Annotated in this window: 21 protein-coding genes; 11 read left to right on the top strand and 10 right to left on the bottom strand. The window is 30.3% G+C overall.

What is annotated here, in order from left to right; translation table 11 throughout:
• Nucleotides 1–10: 10 nt before the first annotated feature.
• The 8 genes from IJI80_RS06270 (at nt 11) to IJI80_RS06235 (ending at nt 6,485) form a co-directional block, all read left to right on the top strand.
• Nucleotides 11–436: a hypothetical protein gene (locus tag IJI80_RS06270; protein WP_292788590.1), complete on the top strand. Its 426-nt coding sequence runs from the start codon at nt 11–13 to the stop codon at nt 434–436.
• Between the two features lie 242 nt (nt 437–678).
• Complete coding sequence (locus IJI80_RS06265) at nt 679–2,463, top strand: hypothetical protein (RefSeq protein ID WP_292788588.1); 1,785 nt, start codon at nt 679–681, stop codon at nt 2,461–2,463.
• A gap of 432 nt (nt 2,464–2,895) precedes the next feature.
• The gene (locus IJI80_RS06260) at nt 2,896–3,627 is read left to right on the top strand and encodes a hypothetical protein (RefSeq protein WP_292788586.1); all 732 of its coding nucleotides are present in this window, start codon (nt 2,896–2,898) and stop codon (nt 3,625–3,627) included.
• 123 nt (nt 3,628–3,750) lie between these two features.
• A complete protein-coding gene (locus IJI80_RS06255) occupies nt 3,751–4,239 on the top strand; it encodes a hypothetical protein (RefSeq protein WP_292788584.1) in 489 nt (162 codons plus the stop codon).
• An 83-nt stretch (nt 4,240–4,322) separates the two neighbouring features.
• Entirely contained in the window at nt 4,323–4,745 is a 423-nt protein-coding gene (locus tag IJI80_RS06250; RefSeq protein ID WP_292788582.1) for a hypothetical protein, read from the top strand.
• 22 nt (nt 4,746–4,767) lie between these two features.
• Nucleotides 4,768–5,400: a 5-formyltetrahydrofolate cyclo-ligase gene (locus IJI80_RS06245; protein WP_292788580.1), complete on the top strand. Its 633-nt coding sequence runs from the start codon at nt 4,768–4,770 to the stop codon at nt 5,398–5,400.
• A gap of 241 nt (nt 5,401–5,641) precedes the next feature.
• Complete coding sequence (gene rbr / locus IJI80_RS06240) at nt 5,642–6,187, top strand: rubrerythrin (RefSeq protein WP_292788579.1); 546 nt, start codon at nt 5,642–5,644, stop codon at nt 6,185–6,187.
• 139 nt (nt 6,188–6,326) lie between these two features.
• The gene (locus tag IJI80_RS06235; RefSeq protein ID WP_292788577.1) at nt 6,327–6,485 is read left to right on the top strand and encodes a hypothetical protein; all 159 of its coding nucleotides are present in this window, start codon (nt 6,327–6,329) and stop codon (nt 6,483–6,485) included.
• A 163-nt stretch (nt 6,486–6,648) separates the two neighbouring features.
• Here the strand turns inward: IJI80_RS06235 and IJI80_RS06230 are convergent, their stop codons facing one another.
• Nucleotides 6,649–7,146, bottom strand: coding sequence for an SseB family protein (locus IJI80_RS06230; protein ID WP_292788576.1), 498 nt, complete (start codon nt 7,144–7,146; stop codon nt 6,649–6,651).
• Between the two features lie 28 nt (nt 7,147–7,174).
• Nucleotides 7,175–7,582, bottom strand: a complete 408-nt coding sequence (locus IJI80_RS06225) for an SseB family protein (protein WP_292788574.1) — start codon at nt 7,580–7,582, stop codon at nt 7,175–7,177.
• A gap of 399 nt (nt 7,583–7,981) precedes the next feature.
• Here IJI80_RS06225 and IJI80_RS06220 point away from each other — a divergent pair, with 399 nt between their 5' ends.
• Nucleotides 7,982–8,242, top strand: a complete 261-nt coding sequence (locus IJI80_RS06220; RefSeq protein WP_292788572.1) for a hypothetical protein — start codon at nt 7,982–7,984, stop codon at nt 8,240–8,242.
• Entirely contained in the window at nt 8,239–8,514 is a 276-nt protein-coding gene (locus IJI80_RS06215; RefSeq protein WP_292788571.1) for a type II toxin-antitoxin system RelE/ParE family toxin, read from the top strand. Before IJI80_RS06220 ends, IJI80_RS06215 begins: the two co-directional genes overlap by 4 nt.
• 49 nt (nt 8,515–8,563) lie before the next feature.
• Here IJI80_RS06215 and IJI80_RS06210 read toward each other — a convergent pair whose 3' ends face one another.
• Together IJI80_RS06210 and IJI80_RS06205 are read right to left on the bottom strand one after the other, a co-directional pair.
• Nucleotides 8,564–9,436: an SseB family protein gene (locus tag IJI80_RS06210; protein WP_292788570.1), complete on the bottom strand. Its 873-nt coding sequence runs from the start codon at nt 9,434–9,436 to the stop codon at nt 8,564–8,566.
• Nucleotides 9,437–9,721: 285 nt separating this feature from the next.
• Nucleotides 9,722–10,129: a hypothetical protein gene (locus IJI80_RS06205; RefSeq protein ID WP_292788569.1), complete on the bottom strand. Its 408-nt coding sequence runs from the start codon at nt 10,127–10,129 to the stop codon at nt 9,722–9,724.
• A 615-nt stretch (nt 10,130–10,744) separates the two neighbouring features.
• Between IJI80_RS06205 and IJI80_RS06200 the strand changes: the two genes are divergently transcribed.
• The gene (locus IJI80_RS06200) at nt 10,745–11,083 is read left to right on the top strand and encodes a hypothetical protein (RefSeq protein WP_292788568.1); all 339 of its coding nucleotides are present in this window, start codon (nt 10,745–10,747) and stop codon (nt 11,081–11,083) included.
• A gap of 11 nt (nt 11,084–11,094) precedes the next feature.
• Here the strand turns inward: IJI80_RS06200 and IJI80_RS06195 are convergent, their stop codons facing one another.
• The 6 genes from IJI80_RS06195 to IJI80_RS06170 form a co-directional block, all read right to left on the bottom strand.
• Complete coding sequence (locus IJI80_RS06195) at nt 11,095–11,475, bottom strand: hypothetical protein (protein WP_292788567.1); 381 nt, start codon at nt 11,473–11,475, stop codon at nt 11,095–11,097.
• Between the two features lie 22 nt (nt 11,476–11,497).
• Entirely contained in the window at nt 11,498–12,514 is a 1,017-nt protein-coding gene (locus IJI80_RS06190) for an ADP-ribosylglycohydrolase family protein (protein WP_292788565.1), read from the bottom strand.
• Between the two features lie 2 nt (nt 12,515–12,516).
• Nucleotides 12,517–12,900: a hypothetical protein gene (locus tag IJI80_RS06185; RefSeq protein ID WP_292788563.1), complete on the bottom strand. Its 384-nt coding sequence runs from the start codon at nt 12,898–12,900 to the stop codon at nt 12,517–12,519.
• A gap of 74 nt (nt 12,901–12,974) precedes the next feature.
• Complete coding sequence (locus tag IJI80_RS06180) at nt 12,975–13,223, bottom strand: hypothetical protein (RefSeq protein ID WP_292788562.1); 249 nt, start codon at nt 13,221–13,223, stop codon at nt 12,975–12,977.
• Nucleotides 13,213–13,668, bottom strand: a complete 456-nt coding sequence (locus IJI80_RS06175) for a hypothetical protein (protein WP_292788561.1) — start codon at nt 13,666–13,668, stop codon at nt 13,213–13,215. The genes IJI80_RS06180 and IJI80_RS06175 overlap by 11 nt, the downstream gene beginning before the upstream one ends.
• 24 nt (nt 13,669–13,692) lie before the next feature.
• The gene (locus IJI80_RS06170) at nt 13,693–13,983 is read right to left on the bottom strand and encodes a hypothetical protein (RefSeq protein WP_292788560.1); all 291 of its coding nucleotides are present in this window, start codon (nt 13,981–13,983) and stop codon (nt 13,693–13,695) included.
• Nucleotides 13,984–14,541 lie beyond the last annotated feature (558 nt).

The raw sequence follows: 14,541 nt of genomic DNA, 5'->3' as shown, positions 1-14,541 counted from the left end.
AGTGCTTTTTATGTCTAATTTAAATACATGTTCAAATGAAAAACTTTCATTCAAATACAGTGATGAATGGGAATTGGAGGAAATCCCATTAGAGAATAATCCTGATTGCATAGCTACTTTAAGTTATGTGGATGGAAGCCTATTAAATGTAATTGCATTTCAATCTGAAATGCCTTCTTTGGAGGAGTTTAAGGAAATAATTGAGGAAAGTCTATTGAATGACAATGCCCAAATAGTATCCTCTGAAATAGCAAATGTTGGAAAAAGGTCAGCTATTCAAATCCATTCGAAGATTTCAATTCCAGAAATTGATTTTGAAATGTTTTCAGTTGTATTTTTAGACGATGGATTCGTTTATATATTTGAACTTAGAACCATCAGCGATTTAGTTTCCAAATTCATGGAGATAGTCAGAACTTTTGAGATTCTTGAATAATCTCTCCTTTAATGATAAAACATTTTTTCTTATTTTACTTTTTATCCTTTTATTTTTTCTTATTTTATTGTTATCTTTTCTTTTTTTATTTTTTTTAGTTTTTATCCTTTCATTTTTTTCTTATTATCTTTTATTATCTTCTATTCATTTTCAATTTCTTTAGATTTTTTTATAAAGATTTATAAACCTATTTATTAAGAGTATAATTATTAAATAGTTTAAAATTAGATTGTGGTGTGATTATGAGAAGAACAAATAAACTTGTTTTGCTTATAGCAGTAGTGATTGCATTGCTTGCAATATTGGCGGCGGCAAGTGAAATGGGATTATTGAATGATACTAATAATTATAATGTTAATCTCACAGAATTGAATGAGGAATTAACCATTGACATGTCCAATTGGAAATATGATGAGAAAAACAATATCTATTATCAACTTGGACTGGCATACTGTACAAATCCCGAAACAACTAAATATGAGTCTTTAGGAATTTATGTGCCTGGAGATTACTTTAAAAGTGAGGAAAATCCTAATGGAACCTATACATGTACAGTGATAGACGGTCATGTTGGAAATTATTCTGCATCCACTGCCCCTATTGTCATGCCTATTAACACAGCAGGATATTCTGCTCAAAAAGCCCCTACCAGATATAATGCTAATGAAGTTAAGGATTTCCTTGATGAGGGTTTCATTTATGTCAATGCAGGTTGCAGAGGTAGGGAAAATGGATACAATTACTCTGGAGGCGCTCCTTGGGGAGTAGCTGATTTAAAAGCTGCTGTGCTTTACTTGAAATTCAATGACGATACCTTACCTGGTGACAGTCAAAGGATCTTCTCCTTTGGTCACAGTGGAGGTGGAGCTCAAAGTGCTGTTTTAGGTGCAAGTGGAGACAGTGAATTGTACACACCATATCTAGAATCCATTGGGGCTGCTCTTATAGATAGGAATGGAAACAAGTTATCTGATAGCATTTGTGGAGCAATGTGCTGGTGTCCTATCATATCTTTAGACACTGCTGATGAGGCTTATGAATGGACTATGGGCCAATACTCTAGTGAAGGAACACGTGGCTCTGGCACTTGGACAGGTGCATTATCCGATGATTTGGCTAGTGCCTATGCAAAATACATTAATGATTTAGGCCTTAGAAGTCCTAATGGAAAACCTTTAAGTCTTGAAGAGTCTGAAGATGGAATCTATGCTTCTGGACCTTATTATGATTATATGCTTCAAATTGTAGAGGATTCCTTGAACAATTTCTTGAATGAAACCAGTTTCCCATACTCCCCTAGTTCCGGTGAAGGCAGGGATATGGGGTCTGTACCTGATGGTGTCTTTATTTCAAGTGATCTTACTGAATCAAGTTCAGGAACTTATAGGACTCCACAGGATTATATTGATTCATTGAATGGAGACGAGGAATGGATTATCTATAACAGTTCAACAAACACTGCAGAAATCACAAGCATTGAAGCATTTGTAAAACATTGCAAATCCCCAACTAAAGATGTAGGCGCCTTTGATGATTTAGGCAAGGACCAGGCTGAAAATGAATTATTCGGTACAGGTGATGAATCATTGCACTTTGATAGCATTATGGCAAATGTCTTAAAGGCAAATTCAGATAAATACTCTGAGTTCTCTGATTATGATTCCTCAAAAGCAAACAGTTATGCAAATGATTTGAAAAAATTGGATAGATTCAATTACACTACACTTAACCGTTCCGATATGTATAATCCATTGTATTATGTTTCTCCTTACTATGATGGAATCGGATCATCAAATCCTGCTAAATATTGGAGAATAAACGCAGGAATTGAACAGACAGACACTTCATTCACTGTTGAAGCCAATTTGGCTCTAGCTTTGATGCAGATTGGTGATGTGGATAGTGTTGAATTCAATGAAGTGTGGGGTCAAGGCCACAGCCAAGCTGAAAGAAAGGGATCTGCAAATGGAAATTTCATCAATTGGGTCAATGAATGCATGAGTGATGAATCAAATTTCTTATGGTGATTATTTAGTTTTTAATTTTAATTTTTTTTTTAATTCTTTTTTGATTTTTTTATTCTATTTTTTTTAGTTTTTAATTTTATTTTTTTTAATTCTTTTTTGATTTTTTTATTCTATTTTTTTAGTTTTTAATTTTAATTTTTTCAAAAATTTTTGGTGTGTTTTTTCATGAAGTTCATTACATGAATTTATTGCATGAAATTTCATGTTCACTTCATGTACTTAGTTTTAATTCATTTGTTTTTAGCTATTTTTTTCAAATTATTGCTTATTTTTTCATTTTTATTTTAAAATCGCTTTAATTTTTATATAATTTTTTTAAATTAAATAATAACCTTTATAAAGGCATAAATCATATTATTAAATATGATTATCAAGACTGGGAAAATTAACAAATCAAGAGGTAATATTAGTCTCACAATTGGTAAGGAAGATGTGAAAAAACATAATCTTGAAGAGGGAGATTTTGTAATCTTGACTCCTCAGGAATATGAGGAATTGAAAACTTCTTCTGAAATCGAAGTGTCCACTTTGGAAGTAGTCCCAGATGATGAAGCTGTTGTAAAATTAGAATATGACCTTAAGGAAGCAAAGTCTAAAGAAAAGATTCTTTTCTCAAAAGTGGAGGAATTGGAGAACATTAATTTAGAACTTACCACTAAATTGTCTCAAATTGAAAAAGCAAATTATATCAATAGCAGTGTTTTATCCGATTCAGAATCTAATTCTCTCATTGACGAAGTTAAAAAGTTAAATGGGGATATTGATGATTTGAATTCTGAAATCAAGCAATTGAATAAGGATTTAAATGAATCAAATGAAGAAAGAATCGAATTATTGCAGGACATGAATGTCTTAAAGACAAAGATGAGTTTTGATGCAGGAGAACTCTCAAGACTCCGTGAAAGGGAAGAGAAGCATAAGGAAATCTTTGAGATAATTCTTAGAACCAATAAGAACATGCTTGATGAGGTTGTTAATAAAACTTTGACTGCAACAATTAATGAGATCAATAAGGAATTAGGTGAAACCAGCATCATAAGAAGAATAAGGGGATTGACTATTGTCAAGGAACCGGAAATTCATAAGGATGCTATTTCAAGCAAGGCTTATACTCAATTGGAAGAACTAATTCCAGATGATTATTTGCTTGAAAGTGGAGAATAATTATCTTTGATCTTTTAGTAATTCTGGCTTATTTAGTCTATTCAATCTAAAATTTTTCTAAAATTTTTAATCATTTATTCATATTTATATAGTTTATTGGGTATCAATTTAAATGGTGATCCTATGGATGAAGTCCAATTTGATGAAGAAGGAATCAAATTTAGATATTTAAGTAATTGGAAAGAACAAAATAAAGAAATGGTCGCTCCAAATTGTATCAAGGCTTTAGTAAAAGTTGTAGAAGGCAATCCATCTACAATTACAGTATATAAAAATGATGCTGGTGAAGTCAATGCAGTTGCTGAGCTTGAAGATTCATTTAAAGAGAATTTCAAAAAACAAGGTTGGAATATTGTTGAATCTAGAATTTTAAACCTAAATGGAATGCCAGTTTACAATATTATTGCCCATTCTGTGATTGGTGAAGATGGGAAAGTCAAAGAAAACATTGAGGAATTATCTGAAGATGAAAAGCGTATAACTTTAGAAAACTATACTTCTGCATTGCTCAATGATGGAAACATGTATGTATTTGAATTGATGCACTTTAAGGAATTCCCATACGCTTACAATGATTATTTAGCTATTATGGATTCAGTTGAATTCGAATAATTTTTTCTTTTTTCTATTTTTTTATTTATTTTTTAATTTTACTTTTATTTTTTTATTTATCTTTACTTAAAGGAGTTTTAATCTTGTCTAATATGTTTAAAAATGATGAATTAAGCTTTAAGTATCCGAATAATTGGAAATTGCTTGAAGCAGAGGATATTGAAAATTGCATAGCAGTACTTGACTGTGACAGCAAATTCAGCAGAGTTATGGTGTTCAAGTATCCTCAAGAAGGATTGTCTATGGAATATCTTAAGAATGCAATTGAAGACATTCCAAGGGAAGATAGCTTAATCGTTGAAGATTCTCATCTAACTATTATTGGAAACAAGGAAACTCATGAGCTCATAGCAAAGGATACAAGTCATGAACCTCCTTTGAATACCCATTCTTTATCAACAATAAATGATCATGATGCCTTTAGCTTTAATTTCTTAGGCTTTGGAGAGAATAATCCTGATAAAGAAGGATTTTTGATGATGTATCGGACTTTAGAATTCCATTAATATTTCTCATTTTTATGATATCATGTCTTTAAAGGAAGAAAAGGAACACATTAGAAAATCAATTTATGATAAATTGTTTAATGAAGGTCAGTCTCTTAGACCTAATGGGGATTATGGAAAGATTCCTGATTTTAAAGGATCAGACATTGCAGCAGAATTGCTCGCTGGCACTGATGAATGGAAAAATTCAAAAACTATTTTTTGCAGTCCTGATTCTGCTCAAATTCCAGTTCGATATCTTGCTTTAAAGGAAAATAAGAATCTTATCATGGCAAGCCCTAATCTTGAACATGGCTATTTGTATCTTGAAGGATGCAAATTAGATGGAAAAGAAAGGGAAGCATCCACTAAGGAAGGAGCATTCAATCATTGCTCTAAGTTTTTTGATTTCGGTAAAGGCAGTTCATTTGACATGGCTATTGATATGCTTGTGGAAGGCTCTGTTGGTGTAGATAGATGTGGAAATCGAATTGGAAAAGGGAAAGGATATGGGGATAGGGAAATTGAAGACCTATTTAATAAGAATCTCATTTATGAAGACACTCCTTTAGTTACCACAATTCATCCGTTTCAACTGATTGATCATATTCCAATGGAAAGCCATGATAGAAGATTGAATATGATTGTCAGCACTGATGAGCTTATCCGAATTTAATTGCTTTTTCCAATTTTTATCTATTATCTCTAATTTTCATCTTTATCTCTAATTTCATCTATCTCTTCTAATTTTTATCTAAATTTATTCTACCTTTTTATCTTGTTTAAATATTTTAAAAAGTCTTTTAGAAATATTTATTAAGAAATAAATCTAATATAATTTTAAGTAGTTTAAACTACTGCAATTCTTAATTTTTTTAAGAATTAACACATGTGTTAAAAAAATTTAGGTGATTATAATGGCAGATTTAAAAGGTACTAAAACCGAAGCTAACTTAGCAGCAGCTTTTGCTGGTGAATCTCAAGCTCATGCTAAATACCAATATTTCGCAAGTAAAGCTAAAAAAGAAGGATACGTCCAAATCCACGATATCTTTATGGAAACTTCCAAAAACGAAAAAGAACATGCAAAAATTTGGTTCAAACTTTTACACGATGGTGAAGTTCCAGACACTATTGCTAACTTAAACGCTGCAGCAGACGGTGAAAACGAAGAATGGACTCAAATGTACAAAGAATTCGCAGAAACTGCAACTGAAGAAGGATTCGATGACATTGCAGGTTTATTCATTATGGTTGGTAATATCGAAAAAGAACACGAAGAAAGATACAGAGCTTTACTCGCTAATGTTGAAGCTGAAACTGTATTCAAGAAAGAAGGCGAAATTGAATGGAAATGTATCAACTGTGGTCACATAATTAAAGGAACCGATGCTCCTGTAATTTGCCCAGTATGTAAACACCCTCAATCTTACTTCGAAGAAAGAGCAACCAACTTCAAATAAGTTGATTGATTTTCGCTATTAATGATTTTTCATTAATAGCATTTTTTTATATTTTAGCTATTTTTATTAAATTCAATTTTTAAAAACAGTAATTATTTTAAATTATTAAAATTATTTTAAATCTATTTTTGGTGATGAAATGTCTAAAGAGGATAATTGTCAAATTGATGAAAATTGTTCTGATGGTACTTGTGCACCAGTAAGCCCATTTTCAAAAGAAGGGGCTTTATTTTTAGTTTTCATTGCTGTTTTATTTATAATTCTATTTTTTGTATTATCAGTTAGTGGTTATATTTAATGATTTTAACCTCAATACATCTATCAGTAGAATTCATTAAATAAAAAATTAGGCATTTGATTTAATTAAATGACTTACTCAACCAATTAAATGATGATTTTTAAGGAAAGTCTATTTTTTCTTAATCGATATTTTGATTATATTATATTGAATTTTTTAGCCATTAATCCATATTTTCATCTTCAAGCATTTCCTCTTCAATCTCTTTCATCATGTCTTCAAATTCCCTTTCCTCATCAAAGAGATTTAAGAAATCATCAATGCTTATCTTGTATTCATTTTCTGCACTTGGATTAATGATGATTTGATCAAAGCTGTCTTGAATTGGTACTATGGACTTGTACAAGTCTCTCATGAACAAGGATCCAACTGTTGTGTTCAATTGTACATCATGAATGTTCTCCTCATCTGTAAAAATAGGTATGACTTTGATTCCATTTGGGCCTACAAATGACTTTAAGTGAAACTTGACTTCCTTATTGATTTCATTCAATCCCTCTAGATTCATGTTTTCAAGGTCTAGTGAGTCGAGCTCTATCTGAAGAGGAACCAGCAGTTCTGATTTTCTGAATTCATTTAGGAAGTGTTCATTTTCCTCTTCGCTCATTTCTGATTGTATTTTCATCAATTCTTCAAGTTTTTCATTATAGAGTATGCTCATTTTTATCACTAAAATTAAGAATTAATATCTAAAAGTTATTTTTCTCTAAAAATTCATCAAAGTCTATCTTATATGAATCAACGCTGTATGGATTTATCACAATATGATTGAAATCAATGTCAAACTGTGCCAATATGATTGAGAGTTCCATAACATTTACAGCTATTGACTTGATTTGGTATCCTGCCTTTTCCAATTCGTTTGTATCTGTAAACAGGTATATGTTGCGGTCTCCGTTTTCCTCATCAAAGAAGCCAATCTGCAAGTCAAGTGTGTCTCCATCGCTTAATGATTCTTCATCTTCCATTGCAATAACTGGGACAAAGACTTCTGATTTTAAGAATTCCTTATAGAACAAGTCAGGGTTCTGCTCTATCTTAACTCTTGACTTTGATTTCAATAGTTTCTTTAGCTTTTTGTTGTTTAGTGTAGTCATTTCAATCAGTAATTTATTTTAATTATATTATTTATTTAATCATATTTATGAAACCAATTATATTTATTTATATGCTAAATGGTTTCCATCCAAGCAAGGTTTTAAATTTAAATAAAGATTCAAATTAGTTTTAAATTTTTCATTTTCATATTAATTTTTTATTTTCATATAATTTTCTATTTTCAAATCAATTTATTATTTTTTATTATTTTTTAATTTTAAGTCAATCTTCATGTCATAATATTATTTAAAGCTTAATAAATAGTTTAATTTATATATGGGCATCTATAAAATTTTTAATTGAAATTTAAAGCATATTAATTTTTCATTTCTATTCTTTTAGATTTTTTAGAAAGTTTTTTATAGTATACTGAGTATACTATATTATGTGGTATTATGATGACTAAAACAATTAAAATCTCTAAAGCCAACCATAATTCTTTATCAAAATTAGCTTCTAAAAATGATACTTTTAATGATGTTATAAGTTTTTTAATAGAATATTACTATACTCATGAAGAATTCAGTGATGAAGAAGCAGAATTTTATAATGAAGAAATAGAAAAATTCGAAAACGGCAATTTAGAAAATGTTAAAGAATTAACTCTAGAAAGTTTAGAAGAAAGAATCAATAAACTGGAACTTGAGTTAAAAAAATGAGTTATAAATTATTTGAACATGAAAAGGCAGCGAAATTTCTTTATAAGCATAAAAACGATAAAAAATTATTATTGAGAATTAATAAAAAGTATTTGGAAATTTTAAAAAATCCATATAATTCTAATTTTAAAGAATTGAAAAGCAATAAATGCCCTAAATGTCAAAGAGCAAAGGTAGGGGACTATAGGATTATCTTTTATGTATCAGAAAGAAATCAGAGCATTGAAATAATCGATATAATTCCCAGAAAAAATAATTATAGATTGTTTTAAAATTTAAATTAAAAAAAATTTGATGAATGAAGTTAAGATCATCATCTAATCATTCTTCACCATCCTCTTCTTCAAGATTATCATAGAATGGCTGTTTTATGCATCTCCATACTGAAGTGTCACCGTCTTCATCATAGAACTTTTGGAATTCACATCCTGGAGCAATCAGTACATTGAAATCAGTCACTTCCTCACTTTTGCCAGTGTACAATATTTTTTGCCCTTCCATCATCATTATCTTATGCAATATAGGAAGATTGGATTGGAAATTAGGGTCTGTGCATGCCCTTAGTGGCATTTTTGCTGTAAAAATTCCATCTACAGCCTCATTTTCCATGAATTCATATTCTGAACGGATAAAGAACATGTAATGATTGTCAAGTTTCACTGATTTGGTCTTCAAAGTAGCTAAAGTCTGTTCAAGTGAAGCAATAAATGGATTTTTTGCCTTTTCCTTAAATAGGTCTATAAGTGTGGAAGCGTTTACTATAATGGAATGTTCAGTTTGAGGATTTATGATGATTGATGAGAAGACATCACCGAATCCATATAAGATCTTTGCAAGATCACGCATATTCATTATGATATGGTCTTTCTTAAGCTTGATTTCCTTCATTATTTCCTTTCTTGTGAATGCTACAAGCGCTCTTTCATTATCATTAATGGTAAGTGAAATGAAATTGAATCCAAGTGGAGGCACAGGCTTGATAACATCTACAACGCTTTGGTCTTCAATATTGAATACCTCTTCCTTTTCCCAATGGATTGGGATGAACAATTTGGCTTCCTTTAATAATCTGAAGAATTCCTCTTCATCTGCAATGGTCATCATGCCAGGCTCTATTAACATTATGTCTTCAAGTTCACTGTTGTCTATTTCAATTTCTGCATTAACATTGTAGTTGTCTATAATTTCATTCATTGCATTCACCTTTTCCACATCTGATTAATGTTTTGTATTTTAAGTTAAAAATAGTTTGTTAAAATGTTTAGATGTTTTTATTGAAAATGGATTAAAAATTCTTAAAAAATAGATAAATAAGTGATTGTTATTTTGAAAAAAATAGATAAAAAATAAGAATAAGAGTAAGGAATTATTTAATTAAGCAATAATTAAAAAGGAGATGAAAAATGATAATATTAATAAATTAAGGATGATAAATGACTAAACCTTTTTAAATAACTCTTTTACTCTTATTCATGAAATTTATATCTCTCCAGTCAATGGAGAGAAATCATCTTTCTCAGTTGTGTCCTTGATTCTAAGAGTCTTTTCAACATCCATGGCAAGCGCATCACAATCTGATTTAATTGCATTCAAATGCATTAGGATTCTCATTCTTTCCTGATTGATCTGCTTGATGTTTGTGTAAGGATAAATGCATTCCTTAAGCATTTCATAATCAATGGTTGCATATGGATATTTTTCAAGTTCACTGCAGACATCCACTAAAATGCCATAAAGGAAATTGTTCATTTCAACCTTGACTCTTTCCTTGATCTGTCTGTCTTTTGAAAGATTTTCCTTCATCAATCTAATGATTTCAGCTTTTGCAAATGGCAATTTTTCTTCTTGGTTTTCTTCTAAACTTTTGTCTAATTTTTCTTCTGACATATAAGTCCCCCTTTACATAAATCGAGAAAGCAATGGGCTTGATGTATAGTGATTTTCACCCCCTTTGCTTCTACAATATAATATTTGTTTTTGTAGTATATAAATGTATCGATAATAATTAAATTATCGATTAATATTTTGATAACTTATATCATAAAGTATTAAAAATATTTAGTGATAATGTTATAATTTTAATAGTATGCCTAAAATATTCATTTGTAATTTAATTTAGGATATATCTATAATCAATATTTTAATCATAGTTTCAATATATAACTCATTTAATTTAAGTTTCAATTAATTATTTTTATACTTTTTATATCAAATATGATTTTAAATAAGTAATTTTTAAGTTTCATTTTTTTAAATTTTCTAAAAAGTTAAAAATAGATATCAATAGCAAAATCCTTTTTTTAAAATTAGAAACTTTTTTATATATAACAAAAATAGAGTATATTTTGTGGTTGTAAAACCACATGAAAATATCGGAGTTAATCATGTCTTTTTTAAACACAAAAACTGGTAAAAAGTACAGAGTGGTTGAATTAGATAAAGGCGGATACCGCCTAATCGATATTTCAGGAGGAAGAAAGACTTAAAGTCGTGTTTTGTTAGGTGATTATCAAGATCTATGCATCTTGCCCTAATAAAATCAGAAACGAAAGTCAGCTTAATGCTGTGCTTCAAGAGATTTTAGGCGATTCAATAATAGAATGGATATATCAGAAAGATTTTTTCAAGTCTCTAAAGAAATTGGATAAAAGCGTTTTATCTCAATTATTGAAGAAGATCAAACAAATCTTTCTAAATCCTGATGTTGGCAAGCATTTGTCTCGTAACCGTAAAGGTCAACAAGAAGTTTATGTTGCAGATTCATTCAGGTTATATTATTCATTCTGCAAAAAAGAGAATAGAATTGAGTTTCTTGAGTTTTCTCACAAGAAACATCAATGATATTTTTCTTTTTACTTCCTCTTTTCTTGTTTTTTAAATTTATATAAGCATTCTATATCTTTGAATTTCTTCACTTTTTTCGAATGGCTGTAATATTTTTCGCTGATTTCCCTATTATTTCCTAAAAATACATCATAGCATTCGTATGAATCCTCACCAACAAAGCAGATTGTATCAGTATCCATTCTGGTAGCTGCATTGACATACACTACTGGTTTTCCATCTTCAATAACTAAAAAATAGGTAAGGTATCCAAATGGAATGTAAAATGCCTTTTTCTCATCCAACAACTTTTCAGTTATTTCAATTTCATCAAAGTTATAATCTTTTGCATTCAATCCGTTTTTTAGGAATTCATGAAACTTTTCATCTAGTTTTTTCAAATCATGCATCATATCACCCCTTTTAAAATTTTTAATGATTTTCACTTAATGCCAAATGAAAATCATTAACTAATTCTTCAATATAATCTAATTTAGCCAATTTATTTATCCATTCAGCAGGAATATCATTATAGCCATAGTAAATTCCAGCTAATCCTCCAACAATACAAGCAGTTGTATCAGTATCATATCCAAGATTAACTGCCTCTAGAATAGTGTCCCTATAATTTTCATTATTCAATAGACACCAAATGGATGCTTCAAGAGAAGATATGCAATATCCTCCACTTTTGATCTCATCTCTTGGAAGATTCTGAATATTCAATGAGAATACTCTATCAAAGTGATGTAATTCCTTTTTAAAAGAGGGATTATTGAAATAATATTCCTTTGACTTATTTATTCCATTAGCTATCAATTCTTCAAGTCTTAAATCACAGTCCCGCTTTTCTATAAATTCAAGAGCAATGTTCACATAGATTCCACAGCACAACTGGCTTCTTCTATGCCTATGGGTGAGTGAAGACAAGTTATGGATAACTGCCATCTTCTCATCTTCATCAATTGAGTTTTTTTGAGAAAGATAATGGATGAAGAAAGCTATTGGAAGGATTCTCATTAAAGATCCGTTTCCATTGTCCCTTTCACCTATTCCTCCAGATAATATTGGCTCAGTGCCCCTATCATACCTATGAATTCCATCCATGGTGGCACCACCTATGTCATAGGCCTGGCCGTATGGTGTGAATTTTCCATTATTTAGCCAAAGGGAAAAGTTCTTCATGATTATTTCATAGTCGATGAGTTCATTTAATTTCATGTCTTCATCATATCCCTTGTTCTTTAGACTTTTGCTCAATCCATCAATTGTTGCAAGAATTAATGAAGAGTCATCTGACCAGCTTCCTGCTGGAAGGTCAAATGCACCGTTTCCTGTCATTTTAGTTACAGGGTCTATGTCACGGAATTTCCTTGGTTCAAATTGCACAGGAAGTCCAAGTGCATCCCCTACAATCGCTCCGAAAATTCCTGATTTAATGCAATCCATACTTATTCCTCCTTTATTCCTTTTTTATTAAATCTGTTTCTGGTTTCTTTTATATTTTCCAAATGATTGAAATATCTCTCCTTAATTTCAGGAGGATATCCATCATAAATGTCATAATATTTGCATCCCTCTTCATTAATGATATAAAGGTCATCTGAACCCATTCTTGAAGCTTTCTCAAGATACAATACAGGATTTCCATCCTCAAGAACTAAAAAGTAAATGATTGCTCCAAAGGGAACTTCAATTATTTCCCCTCTGTTTAACAGTTCTTCACTTATCAGTTCCTCATTCTTATCTATGCAGTTTCTCTTTAGAACCTCATCACTCAATCTGCTCAATACAAGTTCATCAAAGCTTTTCCTAATGTTTGTCAAATCGTGCATGATATACCTCCTTTTACTTTTTTTGTTTCAAAATTACTCATAAGTTTTAATTAGATTTTAAAGAAGCAAATAATTTAGAATTCATAATTCAAGTCGCCGTGGGAAAGCCTTTCGCCAATCAGCCTGCATACTTCGGCTAAGTATAAATGATTGTTCAGGTAGATGGTTTCAGGATCAGGATTGCTAATCATGACAATATTGTTGTCATACATTGCATTATCATATTCCCTAATCTCCTCAATTAATCTATTTCTCTCTTTTTTAAGCTCTGTCAAGCTCTCATTCCTGATGCTTTCTGAGTAAGTTTTTGGATCAATCATCATCCTTTATCACATCCTTATGCATATTTATATATTTTTTCTCTCTTTTCGGGGGTTCAATCCAACCCTCTGGCTTCTCCAAATCGAACCTTTCACTATGGAAGGTGAATATTTCCATTCCCTCATACTTGGCATAAACATGCTCTACGACCTCATCAAGAGCCTTGCTTTCGCCATATTCCTCATAAACACCGAAGATGAGCTTGAACTCATCGAATGTTATTGCATGATTCTTAAGAGGCCTCCCTGTTCGGATTCCTCCGACACCTAGAGTGTAGGTCCTTCTATTGAGATTCACGAAGACCCATCCTGTGGTGCCGTACTTATACGCTTTATGCCACTTATGTGCAATTTCATTGTCCTCCAAATATTCGCGGACCCTGTTTATGCACCAGTCAAAAATCAGAATTTCCTTATTTTCTGTATCATATATCTTTTCTATTTTCATACATATCACCCCATTATAAAGATATTAAGCTTCCTGCAATACAAGAAGACATCTGCGACCTACATATTCCTTTCCTAACAATATTTTGCTGGTGTGGTCGTTATTTGGGCGAATTCCCCTATTGAGTATTTCATCAACTGTAACGATAACTCCATCTTCACTGTCTTCGCGTTGCATGGGAAACACTACATATGCCCTTTGTCCAAGAAACCTGTCATGAAGACGAACAACTCCTTGTCCACCGTAAGTCTTTTTCACTTTATCATCATAGATTATGTCTTTGTTGTTTAATTTAAGGCTAAATAGTTTTGCCATAAACTCACGCTCCGATTATTTTCAAATAAATATGGATCATAATCACTGACCAAAAATAGTTTGCCTATGTAAAAGGCAGTGTTAATTGATAATAAGGGAAATTTTGATAGTGATGTATGGTTTTTTATTCCCCTTATTTTTGGTGTGTTTTATGATGTAATTTATACTTTGTAATAATTACTATATAAATCTTTCGATTTTCATATTACAATTTTACTTTTTTTGATTTATCAAAAATAATTATTTTTCTAAAAAAGTTTATTTTTTTAAAAAAAAGATTATTATTTATTTAATTTTATTATAAGATAAAAAATAGTAGTTATTAATAAAAATATTAATTTTTTATTAGAATTATTATTAAATAATAATTCTAATCAATTATTACAAAATTATTCATGTTGACTAATTTTTATAATATTTTTCAATTTTTTTAAAAGTTTTATAAACATTTAATAATTTCTAAAAACATATATATTTCTAATTTTAAAAGAATTTTTGCAATAGGCATAAAGTAAGGGGTAGTTATGAATAAGGTATATTTATCAAAATCCAGATATT

Source organism: Methanobrevibacter sp., assembly GCF_017432245.1.
Classification (GTDB): Archaea; Methanobacteriota; Methanobacteria; order Methanobacteriales; family Methanobacteriaceae; genus Methanobrevibacter.
Note: the sequence above shows the minus strand (reverse complement) of the source record. Positions and strands in the feature narration are given on the sequence as shown.